Genomic DNA, 17,752 nt, shown 5'->3' with positions numbered 1-17,752 from the left:
AAATCGCAAATAATGCACCACAAACCAAGACCTACACTAGGAATTTAAAACCTGAATCGCAGCAGAATTAACCCCAAGCTCAAATATTTGCCCCAATGAGAGATGTTCAACGTAAGGAGCTAAAATTTCCAGAGTAGATCGACTTTGCCAATGTCTTACCTTTGTTTCTGGATGTGGCCAATAAACCAAACCCGGAACATTAAAATCGTAAATGCCAACAGAACGCAAGCGAATCCTCCAAAACGAAAAGGATTCAGGGGGATGCAAGTGGGTCCATTCCACATCACGAAATAAATAATCTGGACGGCTAAGATGTAGCTCAGAAGGAGAGAATGACAAATTCAATGTTCCAGGCCAATAAGGAGAAAGATCAAGGCCTAAGGCTGCAAAAAAGGGCGATTGCATCGCAATAGTCCCCTTGGGATAGGGAGACCTCCGTGATGCACCAGAGCCCGAAGCTTGACCTGAAGCAACACCGTGCCCCTTTAGGAGAACGGCAGCATGCCATCTAAGAGAAGTCATAGACGTTCTTCCCGGTGAACACAACGATCACATGGTCCATCAGGGAGAACGGCACAACGAAGCAAAGGGGTCAAGGCATTAAATCGGCAATCAGCATCTCCGATTACCCAACCATGACCAACAAATTGTGCGTCAGCAGGCTGTTTTTGTGGCTTAACAAGTAAAACAATAGAAGAGAGTTCATAATGACCTGAAAGCAACTTATACCGATGCCTTCTTTGCATGACAAGATAACTGGTTTGTTGATGAAAAAACCATTGGCCGGGCATTGGAGGATCACTCAACTCAAAGCGGTCGAGCAGAATCTGAGTGACTGACTGACGCATTTCAACAAGCATTGGATCAAACTTCGTGTCCCAACGTCTCTTTGCGCTCGGAAAAGCCCCAAATCATGAGCAAAGCAACAGTTAACAGGGTCCACCATTCGGGTGGCTGTAAGCCAGGCAAGGCCAGAGTTAAAATAAGTTTGACTCCTACCAAAGCGACCGCAAGATATCCGGCTGTTTCCAAGCGAGTATAAATTTGAAGCCAACGAATAAACAATCCCGAGGTAAATCGTAAAGCAACAACACCAATAAAAGCCCCAGTAATCACCAGAATAAGTTGATCACTAATCGCTACAGCAGCAGCAACACTATCAACAGAAAAAGCTAGATCCGTTAGGGCCAAGGCAACGATCGTTCGCGTGAAGGAGGTTGATGGTGGATGCTCTGAAGACCCGGACCGATCTTGAGAGCCTGATGGCTTGACCCAGATATGGGATAGGAATAGCCACAGCAAATAAAAACCAGCAATGAGTTGCAATGGCTTGAAAGCCAACACCCACTGAGCCAATAAAATCAGAGCAACCCTGAGAAAAAAAGCAATCGCAATTCCAAGGTCCAGCGCTTTTTTTTCCTTAATGGGGTCGTTTTGCTTTCGAGCTACAGCCGCTAAAGCAATCGCATTGTCAGCGGAAAGAACCAGTTCCAAGGCCACGAGCACTGGAAGGAGGGGCAGCAGCTCAGCCCATTGATCAACACCATCAAGAAGAGGCGTCAGTGAAGATAGGGCAGCTGAATCCATCGCAACAGCTTAGAAATGGTTACCCCCCTCCAGAGGCATGAAAACAAAGGTGGAGATTTGCCACATCGATAGCAACCGATGTGTAGTGCGTGTCAGCGGCTTTGATGGCGAACAAGAGCTTGGAAGCTCACTAGGAGAAGCTGCCGATGCTGAGGAAGCAGAAGACAGAGCGAGACAGCGGTTAGAGGAACGTCACCTGAGACAAAATCAAAGGAATGAGCCAAAACGAACCCTGCAAGCTGCCAACAAAAAACAACCAGAACCCGAGGCTCAACAACCAAAACCGGCCAGCAAATCTGACAACAAGGAACCTGACAGCAGTGAATCCAAGCCAATCAAGCCTGCCATGCCAGCTTTTCCAATATCCGCTCCAACCAACGAACAGCTCACGGAATCCAATACGGAGCCGAGCGAAGCACCCACAGACCCAGAGGATTGGAGCGAAGAACTCACAGCGATCGATCTACAACTCAAGCGCATTAGCTGGACCCGTGAACATGAGTCCAGGTATCTAGAGCGAGCGTATGGCCATGGGAGCAGGCACAAGTTAACGAGGTATAGCGACCTTGTTTCTTATCTCAATAAGCTGAAAAGCTTTGACGATGGGGCTGACGCCGAGTCAGCAGCGACTCCTCTACGCAGAAGCGACTTAATCACTCAAGGCGATGAAATGCTGACAACACTGCAATGGGATCAAGAAACCGCAAAACAGTTCCTGCAGAAGAAACTTGGAGCAACATCGAGACAACAACTTAGCGACGAACAACTGTTTGAATTCAACATGCTTCTAGAGGAGCAGCTGATAAACAATATGCCAAAATAGAATTAAATCAAAATCAGTCTTTTCATCTCTAGATCAAACCAAAGAGCAAAGCAACGAAAACAATGAATTTATATACGCAAAACAAAGTAGTCGTAAAAACCGTACTTTAACCGAACAAACGAATTAAACCTGTGGGTAAACCCACCAAACATGTTGGGTTAACACACTCCCTACTTTCGAGTTTTGGCAATAAAAATGAATTCACTTAAATCAAACAAATGACAAAAGTAATTGGCATTGACTTGGGCACGACTAACAGTTGTGCATCTGTGATGGAAGGTGGAACCCCCACCGTGATCGCCAATGCAGAAGGATTTAGAACAACACCCTCTGTGGTGGCCTACACCAAGAGCAAAGAGCAATTAGTCGGCCAAATCGCTAAACGTCAAGCGGTGATGAATCCAGAGAATACCTTTGGATCAGTTAAACGCTTTATTGGAAGGCGATCGGATGAAGTAGCGACGGAAACCAAAGATGTTCCCTACACCGTGGAAACGGTTGGAACAAAGGTCAAGATCAAATCAGCATGGATGGAGAAGTCATTTTCACCTGAGGAGATCAGCGCCAGTGTGCTTAGAAAACTCGCTGATGACGCTTCGAAGTATCTAGGTCAAGCCGTGACTCAAGCGGTAGTCACTGTTCCCGCTTACTTCAATGACTCCCAGCGTCAGGCCACAAAAGATGCTGGAAAAATCGCTGGTTTAGAGGTTCTAAGAATCATCAACGAACCCACTGCTGCAGCTCTTGCCTACGGGTTTGACAAAAAAGATGCAGAGAAAATCCTGGTCTTTGACCTCGGGGGTGGAACTTTTGATGTCTCCATCCTGGAAGTAGGAGATGGTGTCTTCGAAGTGATCAGCACCTGTGGAGACGCACACCTTGGAGGAGATAACTTCGACAAAGTGCTTGTGGATCACATGGCTGACACCTTCCAGAAAGCGGAGGGTATAGATCTCAGGAAAGATGCACAAGCCCTACAACGCCTCACCGAGGCAGCTGAAAAAGCAAAGATCGAACTCTCTTCTTCCACACAGAGCGAAGTCAATCTGCCTTTCATAACAGCAACAGCGGATGGGCCAAAGCATCTAACGATGACAGTGACACGAGGGAAATTTGAGGAGTTGTCTTCAAACCTGATTGACCGATGTAAGAAACCAATTCAACAGGCGATGCAAGACGCCAATCTCTCCAAGAGTGACCTGAACGAAGTAGTCATGGTTGGTGGTAGTTCACGGATTCCTGCAGTCCTAGAACTCGTCAAAGTTGCTACAGGCCAAGATCCAAATCAGACCGTAAATCCTGATGAGGTGGTTGCCATTGGTGCTGCTGTTCAGGGAGGTGTGCTCTCAGGCGAGGTGAAAGACATTCTTTTACTGGATGTCACACCTCTCTCATTGGGTGTGGAAACAATGGGTAGCGTGGTGAATGTAATGGTTCCTCGAAACACAACCATTCCTACGAACAAAACTGAGATTTATTCCACAGCAATGGATGGTCAAACAACAGTAGAAATACACATTATCCAAGGTGAGCGCCAGATGGTATCTGACAACAAGAGCCTTGGAACCTTCCGTTTAGATGGGATCCCTGCTGCCCCACGTGGTGTCCCTCAAGTAGAAGTAGCCTTTGACATTGATGCGAATGGCATCCTGAGTGTCACAGCTAAGGACAAAGGATCAGGCAAGGAACAATCAATCACAATCACTGGTGCCTCAACGCTTAGTGAAAGCGAGGTAAATCGAATGGTGAAGGACGCAGAAGCGAACGCTGAATCAGATCAGCAAAAGCGGGAAGCGATCGACACCAAAAACCAAGCGGAATCAGTGATTTATCAAGCTGAGAAGCAATTACTGGAATTAGAAAACAAGGTCACCCCTGAGTCCAGGACCAAAGTGGAGTTAGTTCTTTCTGAACTCAAAGAAACGCTTCAAACAGACAACACACAACACATCCAAGACCGTATTGAAGGAGTGAAAACTGCATTGATGGAAATGGGTGCCACTCTGCACTCTCAACAAGACGGAGCCCCTCAAGCTTCAGAAGAAAACAATGAGAGCGATGATGTGATCGATGCTGAATTTGTCGAATCACCCAAGTAAATATCCTCACTAGGATCAATAACACCAGAATCTGAATGGGGCAGGCACACCAACCTGCCCCATTTGATGGAATGAGCCTGGTGCCAGAGAGCCTTAACCTCAATGAAATGCCTGCCTGTCACAGGAGTCGCATCCGAGACTTCTTAAGATTTGCTCCATAGCGAAGGGGTTATATGGGCATACCGTGACAGAACAGGCGAAAAGCAATTAAATGGAAAGTACTCCAAAGAAAGGTGTGTTCTGCATGAAATGGGATTCGGATGGGGAGCTCTCTGTCCACGACACCCATGCACTGATCAAACGCTTGGCTAGTGCAGAAAAATCACGTCGCTCCATGCTTGATCACCATGAACTTCGCAGATGGCGATCAAGAGTCAACGGTGCAATGCAACCGTGCCAAACGCTAACCAGCTAGTAATTAGTGATATGGCGGTCAAAGCATCAATGAATCACCGTACAAGCTATACACAAGCAATCACCTACCTATACATCAATAACAATAAAAGTTGCGACTCTTCCCTAATTCATAATAGTTTCTAGGCCGCATCTACAGACAAAACAAACAATAGAACACCCAATCGCAGCTGAGATAGTATTTATCAATAAATAATATTGAACCACAACATCCCTAGTCACCAAATGTGATTGTCAAAGAACCATTCGGTCTCTAGAGTTTGGATACAAACAGGAGTCGCAACAATTTGGCAAAGAAAAAAAAGATCAAGCTTCCCTATTCACGAAAAGAAATGGTTGATTCACTCTGCTCCAAATGGAATTCAATGTGTGACGACAGCATTGAGAATCATCAGCTAAGTCCCGAACAATTTCGGGACTTAGCCAGAACAGAAACTGACGATGAACTTTATAGAGATTGCTGTAATTCCGCAAAAAAAGAAGGAATTACAATATCTGAGTTCATGGAACGCTATGTATAAGCATCTGCTCCTAAAGGATTGAATTAATTAATAACAGCGGAAAGATAGCTGAAGCAATTACTCACTTAAAAGATTCAATAGTCAATCATTTGACAATCCATCGAGTCCATAGAGTACATGTGAAATTTCATCTACGTTGACCCAACTGATCTTTTCATCATCAACATCAACAACTTGAATCACATGATGACCACTGGGATCTCTGGCTTCTTGTTTGCAGGACACAACCTGTCCCATCCACCAGCTGTGATCCTTTTTCAGTTCAACTTGATTTTCGCCTTTAACAATGATGTAATCACCTGGCTTTACACCAAGGAAGGCTGAATAAGCAACCTGTCCATAAGGAAATGGCGTGCGCTCCTTAGCTTCATAACTCATGACTTCAACCCTATCTTCTATAGCTCTAACCCATGAAAATGGCGAATGCCACTTTGGATGGCGAAATGTAAAGGCAATCTAAAAGACGAAATCCTTGTAAGGCCTAGCTGGGTGACCAAAAGGGGCCCTTCAAGATCAGAATTTGACTAGTGATAACTCAAATGAAGAGGAAACAACGATATAGAAGTAATCCTGCCTAGTAAACCAAGGCGAAAAATCACAACACATTGAATACGTCTGCAGACAAACCTAAAAGATTAGATTATAAAATCATAAGATCAAATCAAGTACTCGTGATGGCATACACATCTATAACCAATCAATGCATTTTTGCCAAAACCGAAGCATCATTGACAAGGAAAAAACGACTAAGTCATGAAAAAAGCTAAATACAAGACAAAAGAAAGGCTGCGAGATAGAAATGTTCGCTCAACATTCCACCCACAGCACCTTCTCTAGAGTCGTTTGATTGACTGATAGTGATTAGCAATCAAATACTTTACACATGGGCGAACCAGGATGAGTATCACAGATATCATCCAACACTTTGTCTTTATGACGATTGGCTGGATCGTCTAGACCACCGTTCTCCTTAGGGTCAAACTCGTCAGCAGTGTGCTTCTCATTGGTGCTGTAAGGGACTTTGAACTTTTCGTACTTATCAGTGATGTCTGTCATGATGAGTAAACCGGTACAGATTCATCGTAACAACTCTTTCCGCCCAATTGATTAAATGAATATGTCAATCAAGCATCCTGGCATAAAGTCTCACAATTAACAGGAGAATGGGAGTGCTCTTGTGTGAATTTCATCGAATAAGCTTGACATCATTTCCTGAACCCCTTGATGAGGGCATCACGTTGCTCAATCAAAACCAGACAAGCAAAAACAAGAGAATGCGAGTAAATATTTACATTAGCTGTAAGTCCTAGGCGAAAACAGCTCAACGCAACGAGAAATCAATTAATGTTGAAAGAAAATGGCAACAGTAAGCTTGATTTGCTAAGGCAATACAACTTACCAAATTACTAGAGATTTAAATTATTCTTGGCTAAGAGAAAATACTTTTGGTGTAGCCTGACGGATACCTTTAAATTCGCTTTGTCTGGACTTCCCGAAAAATGCCTTATCGGTTTGGCGATCATTGGAGGCTTTGTCTTGCTCTTCCCAATTGCCAAACAGGCATCCTCTCAGAACACATGCATATCTCATCACGCGAAGACGTCTTCAAGAGCAAGTAAGGGGACTAATCCTTCTGAAATCATGGGTAGTGTTCGTTATTGTGCTGGAGGTTCTTGACTATCAATATCTATTCAAAGAAGACTAACTGCGTTAAATAAACTATTGGATTAATGCACAATCATTTCTCTGACTTAAGCTTCCAAAGGAACCACCGAGCCTACATTAAATGCTATAATGTTTATTCAATGAAATCATAAAACCATTCCAATGCAAAAACAAAAACCTACCCACAAGGCTTGCAGTTACTGACATTTCTTAATTAAAATTGGTTATCCAAAGAACCAGCCATAACTATGGAGACCAATACCAAGAAGATTCACCCCGATATAACAAACACCAATCACAACCAATCCCGCGCTAGCGACTAGTGCAGGACGACGCCCCTGCCATCCTCTACTCAACCGCGTATGCAAATAAGCTGCATACACCAACCAGCAAATCAGTGCCCAAGTTTCTTTAGGATCCCAGCTCCAGTAACTACCCCAGGCCTCATTAGCCCACACGGCACCACTAATAATTCCAACTGTGAGCAATAAAAAACCAACCGTAATAGTGCGATAGCTAAGGCTGTCTAACAGCTCATTCCGAGTGAACTTTACGGAAGACAACTGAACCTCAGAGTCACCCACATTGCCGAGTGGAGTCGCAAGCGCTGCACGTCGATACCCTCCACTGCCAATCGAGCTGCTGCGCAGTTCCAAGGCATGACCACGATCAGTGACCAAGACAGCCACTGACAACAGAGATCCAACCAAAAGGGCGGCATAACTCACCATGATCACGCTCACATGCATCACGAGCCAACTGGAGCGCAACGCGGGAACAAGTGGAGAAGCCTCTTGCAGCTGGTCAGGAAGAGCAAAGCTTGCGAAAGCAATGCATCCCAGGCCCATCGGAGTGGCAGCAGCCGCAACAATTGGTGTTGGCCAGGATCTCTCAACTAAAAGTTGGGTGAGGGTGCAGGCCCAAGCCAGGAAGCAGAGCGATTCGTAGAGGTTGCTGATCGGGAAATGACCCGACTGCCACCAACGGAGAACGAGTTGAGCCGTCAAGGCGAGGTTTGCAGTTGCAATCAACAGCGTCACAAGGCCAGACGTCTTTTCTGAGCTCACTTTCCAGAAGGCAAGCGGCAAGGCCAACAGCAAAAGAGCAAAAGCAAACAATCCGAGCCCAAGAACCGGATCCATCCCTGCCAACTCCATGATTCGCTGCACCACTAAAGAGCTTGATTCTGACGTGTTGAGTTACCGGCTGGCCTGTCGCAACAACACTCCACCACCTGCAAGAGAAATCAATACGGGGCCCCACGCGGCCAAAAATGGAGCCAATGTCCCTTTGACACCGAGTGAACTAAAACTAAAGCTCAATACGTAGTAAACAAAAATAAGGACCACACTGATACCGAAACCCTGGCTACGACTTGTTCTGCTGTTGGGCTTTGCGCCCAAGCTTGAACCGATCAAACCAAAGACCAAGCAAGCCATTGGGACCGTGAATTTCTCTTGGATTCGAACTCTGAGCCTACGAGCTTCTTTGCGGTCCCCAGCATCTGATAGAAGTTGTTCAGCCTCAATAGCTTCAGAAACAGTCATATTGTTTGCATCTTTTGGTAATTTCGCAATCCGTAGTGGCGCAGGACTCAGAGGGTACAAGTAGCGATCAAAATCAGCCGATGTAGTGCTCCCTGATGGAGTGAGAGTAAGAATTTGCCCATCATTAAATTCCCACTTAGCCTGAGACTGATTCCATTTTGCCTTATCTGCGACAAGCATCTGAGTGAAACCAAACCGCGATAAATCTAAAACAGTAACGCCGATCATCGTTCCGTCTTCGAATTCTCGCGCATAAAATAATTGGGTTAAACCCTTACTTGATTTACCATCAGGCTCAGCAACTCGCCCAAAGCGAGAATAAACAATATCGTCCCCCTTCTCAGCAGCAATGGCTTTACCAAGGGCACGTTGCAATGTGAACTCAGCAGACCGGTTTGTTCGTGGCACGATCACATCATTGAAAAGAAAAGACAGGCTCGTCATCAACAGTGCCAAGGCGATCGCAGGTGCAATCATTCGACTTGCCGTAACACCAACACTTCGAAGTGCAGTCAGCTCGCTATTGGCAGAAAGACGGCTATAGGCGAGCAGAGACGCCATCAACGTGGCCATTGGAAAAGAAATCACCAAAAAGCTTGGCAACTTCAGCAACAGCACTTGAACAGCGATCGTCCAAGGAAGGTTCGATTCAACAATCTTGCGAACCAGGTCAAACATCACCCCTACGGAGAGGGACACCACCGTGAAAGCTGTAAGAGCAAACAACAAGGGCCCGATCAATTCACCAAGGAGCCAACGATCAATTAGGGGAATTCGATGAACAAGCCTGCGGAGCTGACGTTGAGCTGCAATCCAAAGATCATTGTTCAAAGCTGGAAACCCTCCCCGAGGTAGTGACGACGAACCAGTGGGTCATGGGCAACTTGATCGGATCGACCTGAAGCGAGGATGCTGCCATCCGTCAAAATGTAAGCCCGATCAGTAATTGCGAGGGTTTCGCGAACGTTATGGTCAGTGATAAGAATGCCCATACCTCGTTGGCGTAATCCATGGATCATTTGCTGTAGATCCGCCACCGCTAAGGGATCCACCCCAGCGAAGGGTTCATCGAGGAGTAAATAGCGAGGACCCTCCAAGCCAACAGCGAGAGCTCGGGCCACTTCGCAGCGCCTTCGTTCACCACCCGAGAGCTGATACCCGCAACGGTGAATAAAAGGCTCGAGATGAAAATCTTCGATTAATTGTTGGAGCCGGTGATGACTATCAACTTTAGAAAGTCCGCTTTGAACTAACACCAATTCAAGATTTTCTTGAACGGTTAATTGGCGAAACACACTGGGTTCCTGAGGCAAGTAGCCAATTCCAAGACGAGCCCTTTGGGGCATCGAGAGATCCGCAACGGGATGACCGTCCAGCAGAACTTGACCGCGATCAGGGCGCAACAGCCCAATGACTAAATTGAAGCTGGTGGTTTTGCCTGCCCCATTAGGCCCAAGCAAGCCAATCACCTCACCAGGCTTCAAGGTGAGTGAAAGGGAGCGAACCAATGTCCGGCCACCAAGGGTCAGAGTGACCTGATCAAGACTCAAACTCATGGCGTTAAGGGAGTCTGCGAATCGGGACTCTGCTTTAACAACAGGGTGGACTGAACTTGCTGACCTGGGATGGGGTTCGCCAGAGCGCGTTCATCATCAAGGTTGTAGGTAACCCGTTCAGCACGAATACTGTTTCCATCGTCCTGAACCACATCCACATCTCCGCTTAATACAAGCAGCGCTTCCCTGCTGAAGTACTGGGCTTGACGGGACGTTGCCACCATCCCTCGAGAGGGATAAACGATTCGAACATTGCCAACGGCGGTGACGACACCCGTGATGTTGTCAGCACTTTGTGTATCCGATTCGATCGTGATCAAGCTGTCTTCACCTGCTGCGGTCTGGGCACTCACAGGAAGAACAGAACCAGAACAAACCAGCAAGGCAACAATGGATAAGAGTTTGGCAGTCCAAGCGGTCATTACAGGAGTGAGGGAAGGAAAAAACATCAAGACACCCTCATTATCCCAGCCAATGTACATAGAAACCTAAGAGTGGTCACGCAACTCAGGAACTGGAAGTGCGACAGGATCGGTTTCCCGTTGAAGCGCTTCCAATCTCAAACGGGCCTGATCTCGAACCAATGGCAGATCGAGACCAAGATCTCCCGGAATAGCTGAGGAAAGACGTCCTACACCTTCACCCAACAAAATTGTTGCGCCTCTGAGATTGCCCCGTTCTAAGTGAACATGAGCGACTGCAATTTGCAGAATTCCTTGAAGTAATCGGCGGTCGGGACCGGCCGTTTCATGCCAGATCTCCTCAAACGCATCGTGAGCTTCATACCAGGCTCGTCGATTGAAAAGATCGACGGCCTGCTGGAATCGGGGATCGACCTGAACGCTCAACGCTTAGCCATTTTTTTAGCAGGTAATTTTCTTAAACGCATGGATTCAGGTGTGACTTCAAGCATTTCATCAGGTCCTATATATTCCAAAGCACGCTCCAATGTCATCTGAATTGGTGACTGAAGCGTATCCAAAACGTCTGCGCCAGCAGAACGAATGTTGGTGACCTGCTTCGCTTTACAGATATTGATTTCCATGTCTTGTTGACGAGTATTTTCACCAATAATCATTCCTTTATAGACTTTAGTGCCCGGAGTGATAAAGAATTGTCCACGATCCTCTGCTCCCTTTAGAGCATAGAAAGTAGCTGTACCTTCCTCAAATGCAATCAACACGCCATTCCTCCGAGTCTCAAAATCGCCCACCATCGGACGATATTCAAAAAACGAATGGCTCATAATTCCTTCTCCGCGAGTGGCACGAATGAATTCACCCCGGAAACCAATTAACCCCCGGGAAGGAACCACAAATTCAAGTTGCGTGCGATTGTCTGCTCCGGTTTCCATATTTTGCATTTCACCTTTTCGAGTTCCAAGCTTTTCAATGCAGCTACCAACTGCAGCTTCAGGAACATCCATCACCAATGTCTCCACAGGCTCACAAGGTGTGCCGTCGATAGTGCGGAAAATCACCTGGGGTTGAGAAACCTGAAATTCAAACCCCTCGCGGCGCATCGTTTCGATCAAGATACCGAGATGAAGTTCACCGCGACCACAAACAGAGAAACGATCAGGAGAATCGGTGTCTTCAACGCGTAGAGCAACATTCGTAAGCAGTTCGCGCTGCAAACGATCTCGAAGCTGACGGCTAGTGACAAACTTGCCCTCTTTTCCTGCAAAAGGAGAATCATTGACCACGAAGGTCATTTGCAGAGTTGGCTCGTCAACCTTGATAAGAGGTAATGCTTTGGGTTCATCAGGGCAAGCAATCGTCTCGCCGATATTGACATCGTCGAAACCAGCGACAGCAATAAGGTCACCGGCAGATGCTTCTGCAATATCCACTCTTTGCAAACCTTCAAAGCCTAAAAGCTTGCTAATACGACCTTTTTTTACACTTCCGTCATCCTTAATAAGCGTAGCTCTTTGCCCCTGTCTTATAACACCGTTGTGCACCCGTCCAATAATAATTCGACCGAGGAAGTCTGAATAATCGAGGGTAGTAATTTGAAGTTGTAGAGGCTTTTCAGGATCACCAACTGGAGGCGGTACATGACGCAAAATGGCATCAAAGAGAGGACGCATGTTGTCGCTCTCTGTTTTCATGTCGGGCTTTGCAAAGCCCCCTAATCCACTGCCAAACAAATAAGGGAAATCACACTGATCATCGTCAGCACCTAGCTCTAGGAAAAGGTCAAGAACCTTATCAACAGCCGTTTCTGGATCAACACGCGCACGGTCAATCTTGTTAACAAACACAATCGGTCTCAAACCCTGCTCCAGGGCTTTTTTGAGAACAAAACGGGTTTGGGGCATGGGGCCCTCATTGGCATCAACGATGAGCAAACATCCATCCACCATGCCGAGCACACGCTCAACTTCACCCCCGAAATCGGCGTGGCCAGGAGTATCAACAATATTGATTCTCGTATCGTTATAAGTAACCGCAGTATTCTTCGAAAGAATGGTAATTCCGCGCTCTCTCTCTAAATCATTGGAGTCAAGAACGCATGTTGGGACGGCCTCGTTGTCGCGAAAGATCCCGGACTGGTTGAGCAGGGCATCCACAAGAGTGGTTTTGCCGTGATCCACGTGGGCGATGATCGCAATATTGCGAATCGCCTTATTCGGGGCGCTCATGAGGTCCGTAACGTTATAAAGGAAACTTGGTAACGCCCGCAGGCGCAGCCGCGACATGCTATCTCAAAGTGAGACTTGCAACGCTTGATTTTCGCGCCCGATGCGCAAACTGCCACGCGTAACTCCGAGTCTGTGATCGATTTGCTCTCGCTTCCAAACGTTCGTTGACAACGTGCGTCCCAAAAGTGCATCGCTGTACAGCTGAACCCGCCGACGTGTTGCCTCGGCCTCTTCATCGAGAAGATCCAAGCGATAACGTCGAATTCCTGCATGACGCAAGGCGTGTAGGGCCTCGACCCCTGTCTGGGGCTTGCCATTAAAGAGCGTATTGCGACAGCCAAGATCCGCTTTCAGTGGATGCTCCACCCCACTTCGATCTCTCAGCATCACGGTGTGATGCTCACAGGGCCTTCCGCAATCGGTGTGATCGTGGCCTTCCGACAGAAACGAACAAAACAAACAGTGCTCCATATGGAAGAGAGGCATGTGTTGATGCAAGACCACTTCGATCCGTTCAGGCGGAGACGCCTGCACTAAATCAAGCAATTGGCTGAGGTTCAAATCACAACTGGCTGTGACCCGATTCAGCCCCCAGGTCTCGAGGAACCAAAGCAAGCTGAGTGGGTTGGCAACATTCAACGTGAAATCGCCAGCGCAGGGTGCCTGGCCCGTGAGTAATTCCAGCTGATCCGCATTACGCACGAGATAACCATCCGCTTTCGCTTTGAGAAGCGGTTCCAACATCCAGCGTTCACCAGGTCTGGTGATACGTGGTCCTGCCAACCAAACCCCCTCAGGCCAGCAGCCACGACCAATAGCAACAGCTTCCTTGAGCTCCTTCGGATGCTCTAGATCTGCAACAACTGAGGTAATCGGTCCCTCGCCAATCTCCTGAAGGGCACGTAACTGCTCGAGGCTCCGAACGAGCACAACCAACGATGGTGAATTGGACTGCTGCACTGCTGAGTCCCCACAATCAGCCAAGCGCTTGAGGGTGGCCGCAACGATGGGCTGAGGGTCCACTCGCTTGAAATCCACATCCATTCCCGCCTGTTGGAAGGCTGCTGTCAGTCCGCAATCAGCCATCTGCTGCAACAGCGAGCGGCGCATCCTGTTCAGCTCAGCGACGGGTAGAAATAAACCCGAGCCGAGGTCGGTTTCCAGATGCTCAAGACACCAACCCGTGCCACCCAAACGTCCAAGCTGAGAGATCAAACGCTCACGATCCAAACCGTGATCACGGGCTGTCACCAAAATGGCCTGACTCATCACGCTGCAGCGCACTCCATCAGGCAAAACAGGATCCACCAGCTCAAGAAGCAGAGGTTGACCTAAGTGCCCACTCACACGAACCCGAAGACCCCGTTCAAGCGGCGTCACCACGCGGTCCGCTCGACGCTGCCAGGTGCTTTGCCATTGCGGATCACTGGTGAGCCAAACCGAAGAGCCTGATCGCAAACCCGACACATCAACACGGCCCGGACCAAGCCGCAACCGCATGAGTCCCTTCGGCATCGTCTGAACCTCCATCACCCTTCCACCGATCTCACGCGGAGGGGTCAAAGGGTCGTACTCACGATCGTTCGCTTCAAGAACCACACCCTGACCGTTGCGAAGGCTCTCTGTACTACGCAACACCAACCAACCTTTGGGCTCCACTCGAACCAAGGCACCAATCACCGGTCCACGCTTCTTGCTCCAGCGACCATGCACGAGGAAACGGTGATCAATTCCCTGGAGCCAACCAGTGGACAAACCCCTGGAGAAACCAAGTTCAAGCTGGCGTTGAATCTCCACAGCATCACAATCCAAGCCATCGAGACTGCGGCGATAGGCATCCGTTACCGACGCCACATAGGTGGGATCCTTGAGACGACCTTCGATCTTGAAACTACTGATTCCGAGCTTCACCAAATCAGCGAGGAGCGGCCAAGCGGCGAGATCCTGGGGAGACAGTAAATAGCGTTGATCCCCGAGATCGAGGGATTCACCATCCACCACCAATTCATAGGGGAGACGGCAAGCCTGCGCACATTCACCACGATTGGCACTGCGCTGGCCCAGAGATTCACTCGTGAGGCACTGACCGGAATAGGCCACGCACAAGGCTCCGTGCACAAACACCTCTAGGGGCATGGCAAGGGATCTCTCCCGCAGTTGATTTTGCAGACGCTCAAGGTCTCGTAGGGCTAGCTCCCTCGCCAGCACAACCCGCTCGCAACCTGCAGCCGCTGCCTGTGCCACACCAGCGGCACTTGTAATCGACATCTGGGTGGATGCATGCAGGGATAAGGAGGGCACGAGAGCTTTGGCGAGAAGGCAAAGCCCTAAGTCCTGCACGATGAGAGCATCAACACCAGCCTGATCTGCAGCCAATAACAGATGGGCGGCCTGATCTAACTCATCACCAAAGATCAGAACGTTCACTGTGAGAAATCCCTTCACTCCACGGGCGTGAAGCCAGGCCATGATTTCGGGCAGCTCTACAAGCTGAAAATTCTCTGCGCGAAGTCGAGCATTAAAGGCCTCGACGCCGAAATAAACGGCATCAGCACCGTTGGAGACAGCAGCCATCAAGGCCTTCCAATCCCCAGCTGGGGAAAGCAATTCCGGGAAAGAGGTTGTGTTCAACGCCCAAGAGCAAGCTGACGTGCTGGTTCAAATTGACGCAAAGCATCGGCAGACCCCTCAAAACGCCAATGCCAAGGCTCATAACTGACACCCTGCGGATTCACCTCAGGAAAGGACAGCGTGAAGTGATAGCTGGCGGCGTAATCCTGCAACCAACGAAATGCCTGAGTCGTCTCAAACGAAACCGAAAGATTGGTATCTGGTCGGCTGCCATCACCAAGGTCAATCGCATAGCCAGTGCTGTGTTCGGAATAACCAGGTGGAGCCGAAACCTTTGCCCGTTCTTCGGCTGTTTGATTGCGTTCTGATTTCACATCAAAGAAAATCCCCTGCTGCAAATCATGAGAGCGATAGCCACTGATCAACCTGAGATCGATGCCATCGGAAGCAGCAGCACGACGCATCGAATCCAACGCAAGTGCTGCATCCTGATGCAACTCAATTCCAGCCTCAACAGGCACAAGTTGGCTGGCAATCGCTTCGTCATAAGGGAAATGTCCAAGCAGGCGACCGTCTTGATCCGGAGGTGCTTCAATCCCTTCCACCACTGGAACCGGATCCGAGAAAAACAAAAAAGAACGACGCCCCAACAAACCGGGGCCTAGCCAAACAGCAGCCAAACTGCCTCCACCTACAAGAAGACACGCGAAAAAGACACCAAACCCGCTTCGGCGCTGACGAGGAGCAGGCTTCGAGCGACGGGCGACAGGAATGTCATCCCGGGTGCTTCGGCGAGTGGCGACGGCCCTTCCCAGAGGATTCATGCAGTGTTGTTTCAATCGTAAAGGGGTCCGCCAGGGCCCAGTACCACTTTTCAGGATGCGTGATTAGTTTGAAATCAAAGACCCGGCGGAGTTTGCTGAGATGCTGAGAGTTGCCGTTGTCGGTGGTGGACCGAGCGGATCTTGTGCCGCAGAAGTGCTTGCACGGGCCGGCATCAAGACTTGGTTATTCGAGAGAAAGCTCGATAACGCCAAGCCTTGCGGGGGAGCGATTCCGCTTTGCATGGTTGAGGAATTCGATCTTCCCGATTCGATCATCGATCGAAAAGTTCGGAACATGAAGATGATTTCCCCTTCCAATCGTGAGGTGGATATCAAGTTGGATCCACTCGGTTATGACGACAACGCCTACATCGGCATGTGTCGGCGCGAGGTTTTCGACTCCTTCCTCCGCAACCGAGCTGCCGATCTAGGCACCACCCTTATTAATGGTTTGGTGCAAAAGATCGACACCGGCAACAAACGCCAAGGTCCTTACACCCTCCATTACGCCGATTACAGCGCTGGCGGTCCTACCGGCGAAATGAAAAGCCTGGAAGTGGATCTCATCATTGGCGCCGATGGAGCCAACTCCCGCGTCGCTAAAGCGATGGACGCAGGTGACTACAAGGTGGCGATCGCGTTCCAAGAGCGCATCAAACTGCCAGCAGAAGAGATGGCTTACTACGAAGATCTCGCCGAGATGTATGTAGGAACAGATGTCTCACCCGACTTCTATGCCTGGGTCTTCCCTAAGTACGACCACGTCGCCGTTGGGACTGGAACCATGCAACAAAATCAATCCTTGATTAAGGGTCTTCAGAAAGGCATCCGCGAACGCGCTCGTAAACGCTTGTTCAAGGGCGAAGTCATCAAGGTTGAAGCACACCCAATTCCCGAACATCCTCGCCCTCGCAGAGTGGTAGGCCGTATGGCTCTTGTGGGAGATGCAGCTGGATACGTCACCAAAAGTTCTGGAGAAGGGATTTACTTCGCTGCAAAAAGCGGTCGGATGTGTGCAGAAGCGATCGTTGAAATCTCCAAAAATGGCACCCAGATGCCCACTGAAAAGGAGATCAAGAACACCTACCTGAAGCGATGGGATCGCAAGTACGGAGCAACGTACATCGTGCTCGACATACTTCAACGCATCTTCTATCGCACCGATGCAGCTCGAGAAGCATTCGTTGAAATGTGCGATGACCAAGACGTCCAGAAGCTCACTTTCGACAGCTATCTGTACAAAAAGGTGGTGATGATGAATCCCTGGCAACAGGTCAAACTAACCGCTCGGACTCTGGGAAGTCTTTTACGCGGTCAAGCCCTAGCCCCCTCTTCTTACGACTCCGTTCCTTCAGCCGTAGGGCGATCGGATGGAGACTTCCTTGCCGACGAAGCCGCCCAAGCGATCAAAGCGCAGACCTCGGGCCATGCGCCAAAAAAAAGTGAGGCAGATATCGAGGAAGAGCGTTCCAAGGTCACTACAGGCTGAAGCCTCGTT

General features: G+C 48.8%; 16 protein-coding genes. 3 read left to right on the top strand and 13 right to left on the bottom strand.

Going from position 1 to position 17,752, the window contains the following annotated elements:
- Positions 1-36 precede the first annotated feature (36 nt).
- The 3 genes from SYNC_RS06020 to SYNC_RS06010 all read right to left on the bottom strand — a co-directional run bounded on the left by SYNC_RS06020 (position 37) and on the right by SYNC_RS06010 (position 1,587).
- Entirely contained in the window at positions 37-405 is a 369-nt protein-coding gene (locus SYNC_RS06020; protein WP_237699289.1) for a hypothetical protein, read from the bottom strand.
- 113 nt (positions 406-518) lie between these two features.
- Complete coding sequence (locus tag SYNC_RS06015; protein WP_011619224.1) at positions 519-860, bottom strand: DUF6464 family protein; 342 nt, start codon at positions 858-860, stop codon at positions 519-521.
- A gap of 4 nt (positions 861-864) precedes the next feature.
- A complete protein-coding gene (locus tag SYNC_RS06010) occupies positions 865-1,587 on the bottom strand; it encodes a membrane protein (protein WP_011619223.1) in 723 nt (240 codons plus the stop codon).
- A 37-nt stretch (positions 1,588-1,624) separates the two neighbouring features.
- Between SYNC_RS06010 and SYNC_RS06005 the strand changes: the two genes are divergently transcribed.
- Positions 1,625-2,410: a hypothetical protein gene (locus SYNC_RS06005; protein ID WP_041426507.1), complete on the top strand. Its 786-nt coding sequence runs from the start codon at positions 1,625-1,627 to the stop codon at positions 2,408-2,410.
- Between the two features lie 218 nt (positions 2,411-2,628).
- Entirely contained in the window at positions 2,629-4,509 is a 1,881-nt protein-coding gene (gene dnaK, locus SYNC_RS06000; protein ID WP_011619221.1) for a molecular chaperone DnaK, read from the top strand.
- Between the two features lie 1,016 nt (positions 4,510-5,525).
- Here the strand turns inward: dnaK and SYNC_RS05995 are convergent.
- The 10 genes from SYNC_RS05995 to SYNC_RS05950 all read right to left on the bottom strand — a co-directional run bounded on the left by SYNC_RS05995 (position 5,526) and on the right by SYNC_RS05950 (position 16,254).
- Positions 5,526-5,822 (bottom strand): DUF3104 domain-containing protein, encoded by a 297-nt coding sequence (locus SYNC_RS05995; protein ID WP_011619219.1) that lies wholly within the window; start codon positions 5,820-5,822, stop codon positions 5,526-5,528.
- Between the two features lie 483 nt (positions 5,823-6,305).
- Positions 6,306-6,500 carry a hypothetical protein gene (locus SYNC_RS05990; RefSeq protein WP_041426506.1) on the bottom strand — a complete coding sequence of 65 codons (195 nt, stop codon included), beginning with the start codon at positions 6,498-6,500 and terminating at the stop codon, positions 6,306-6,308.
- An 833-nt stretch (positions 6,501-7,333) separates the two neighbouring features.
- Positions 7,334-8,266: a c-type cytochrome biogenesis protein CcsB gene (gene ccsB, locus SYNC_RS05985; RefSeq protein WP_041426975.1), complete on the bottom strand. Its 933-nt coding sequence runs from the start codon at positions 8,264-8,266 to the stop codon at positions 7,334-7,336.
- 42 nt (positions 8,267-8,308) lie between these two features.
- The gene (locus tag SYNC_RS05980) at positions 8,309-9,487 is read right to left on the bottom strand and encodes an LptF/LptG family permease (RefSeq protein ID WP_011619217.1); all 1,179 of its coding nucleotides are present in this window, start codon (positions 9,485-9,487) and stop codon (positions 8,309-8,311) included.
- Entirely contained in the window at positions 9,484-10,212 is a 729-nt protein-coding gene (gene lptB / locus SYNC_RS05975; RefSeq protein WP_011619216.1) for an LPS export ABC transporter ATP-binding protein, read from the bottom strand. The genes SYNC_RS05980 and lptB overlap by 4 nt, the downstream gene beginning before the upstream one ends.
- Entirely contained in the window at positions 10,209-10,634 is a 426-nt protein-coding gene (locus SYNC_RS05970; protein ID WP_148201967.1) for an LptA/OstA family protein, read from the bottom strand. Before SYNC_RS05970 ends, lptB begins: the two co-directional genes overlap by 4 nt.
- Positions 10,635-10,700: 66 nt before the next feature.
- Entirely contained in the window at positions 10,701-11,060 is a 360-nt protein-coding gene (locus tag SYNC_RS05965; protein WP_011619214.1) for a DUF309 domain-containing protein, read from the bottom strand.
- The gene (typA, locus tag SYNC_RS05960; RefSeq protein ID WP_011619213.1) at positions 11,057-12,859 is read right to left on the bottom strand and encodes a translational GTPase TypA; all 1,803 of its coding nucleotides are present in this window, start codon (positions 12,857-12,859) and stop codon (positions 11,057-11,059) included. The genes SYNC_RS05965 and typA overlap by 4 nt, the downstream gene beginning before the upstream one ends.
- A gap of 63 nt (positions 12,860-12,922) precedes the next feature.
- The gene (locus SYNC_RS05955; RefSeq protein ID WP_049750392.1) at positions 12,923-15,433 is read right to left on the bottom strand and encodes a U32 family peptidase; all 2,511 of its coding nucleotides are present in this window, start codon (positions 15,431-15,433) and stop codon (positions 12,923-12,925) included.
- A 53-nt stretch (positions 15,434-15,486) separates the two neighbouring features.
- A complete protein-coding gene (locus SYNC_RS05950) occupies positions 15,487-16,254 on the bottom strand; it encodes a M15 family metallopeptidase (RefSeq protein WP_049750332.1) in 768 nt (255 codons plus the stop codon).
- A 100-nt stretch (positions 16,255-16,354) separates the two neighbouring features.
- Here SYNC_RS05950 and chlP point away from each other — a divergent pair, with 100 nt between their 5' ends.
- The gene (gene chlP, locus SYNC_RS05945) at positions 16,355-17,743 is read left to right on the top strand and encodes a geranylgeranyl reductase (protein ID WP_011619210.1); all 1,389 of its coding nucleotides are present in this window, start codon (positions 16,355-16,357) and stop codon (positions 17,741-17,743) included.
- Positions 17,744-17,752: the final 9 nt, after the last annotated feature.

This window comes from Synechococcus sp. CC9311 (assembly GCF_000014585.1).
Classification (GTDB): Bacteria; Cyanobacteriota; Cyanobacteriia; order PCC-6307; family Cyanobiaceae; genus Synechococcus_C.
The sequence above is the reverse complement of the archived record's forward strand: the minus strand, read 5'-3'. Positions and strand labels throughout refer to the sequence as shown.

Excerpts from the sequence above, each read along its gene's own strand:
- SYNC_RS05950 (WP_049750332.1), bottom strand. The coding sequence starts at position 16,254 with ATGAATCCTCTGGGAAGGGCCGTCGCCACTCGCCGAAGCACCCGGGAT.
- dnaK (WP_011619221.1), top strand. The coding sequence starts at position 2,629 with ATGACAAAAGTAATTGGCATTGACTTGGGCACGACTAACAGTTGTGCA.
- SYNC_RS05995 (WP_011619219.1), bottom strand. The coding sequence starts at position 5,822 with ATGAGTTATGAAGCTAAGGAGCGCACGCCATTTCCTTATGGACAGGTT.
- ccsB (WP_041426975.1), bottom strand. The coding sequence starts at position 8,266 with ATGGAGTTGGCAGGGATGGATCCGGTTCTTGGGCTCGGATTGTTTGCT.
- typA (WP_011619213.1), bottom strand. The coding sequence starts at position 12,859 with ATGAGCGCCCCGAATAAGGCGATTCGCAATATTGCGATCATCGCCCAC.
- lptB (WP_011619216.1), bottom strand. The coding sequence starts at position 10,212 with ATGAGTTTGAGTCTTGATCAGGTCACTCTGACCCTTGGTGGCCGGACA.
- SYNC_RS06005 (WP_041426507.1), top strand. The coding sequence starts at position 1,625 with ATGAAAACAAAGGTGGAGATTTGCCACATCGATAGCAACCGATGTGTA.
- chlP (WP_011619210.1), top strand. The coding sequence starts at position 16,355 with ATGCTGAGAGTTGCCGTTGTCGGTGGTGGACCGAGCGGATCTTGTGCC.
- SYNC_RS05990 (WP_041426506.1), bottom strand. The coding sequence starts at position 6,500 with ATGACAGACATCACTGATAAGTACGAAAAGTTCAAAGTCCCTTACAGC.
- SYNC_RS06020 (WP_237699289.1), bottom strand. The coding sequence starts at position 405 with ATGCAATCGCCCTTTTTTGCAGCCTTAGGCCTTGATCTTTCTCCTTAT.
- SYNC_RS05955 (WP_049750392.1), bottom strand. The coding sequence starts at position 15,433 with ATGGCTGCTGTCTCCAACGGTGCTGATGCCGTTTATTTCGGCGTCGAG.
- SYNC_RS06010 (WP_011619223.1), bottom strand. The coding sequence starts at position 1,587 with ATGGATTCAGCTGCCCTATCTTCACTGACGCCTCTTCTTGATGGTGTT.
- SYNC_RS06015 (WP_011619224.1), bottom strand. The coding sequence starts at position 860 with ATGCTTGTTGAAATGCGTCAGTCAGTCACTCAGATTCTGCTCGACCGC.
- SYNC_RS05970 (WP_148201967.1), bottom strand. The coding sequence starts at position 10,634 with ATGACCGCTTGGACTGCCAAACTCTTATCCATTGTTGCCTTGCTGGTT.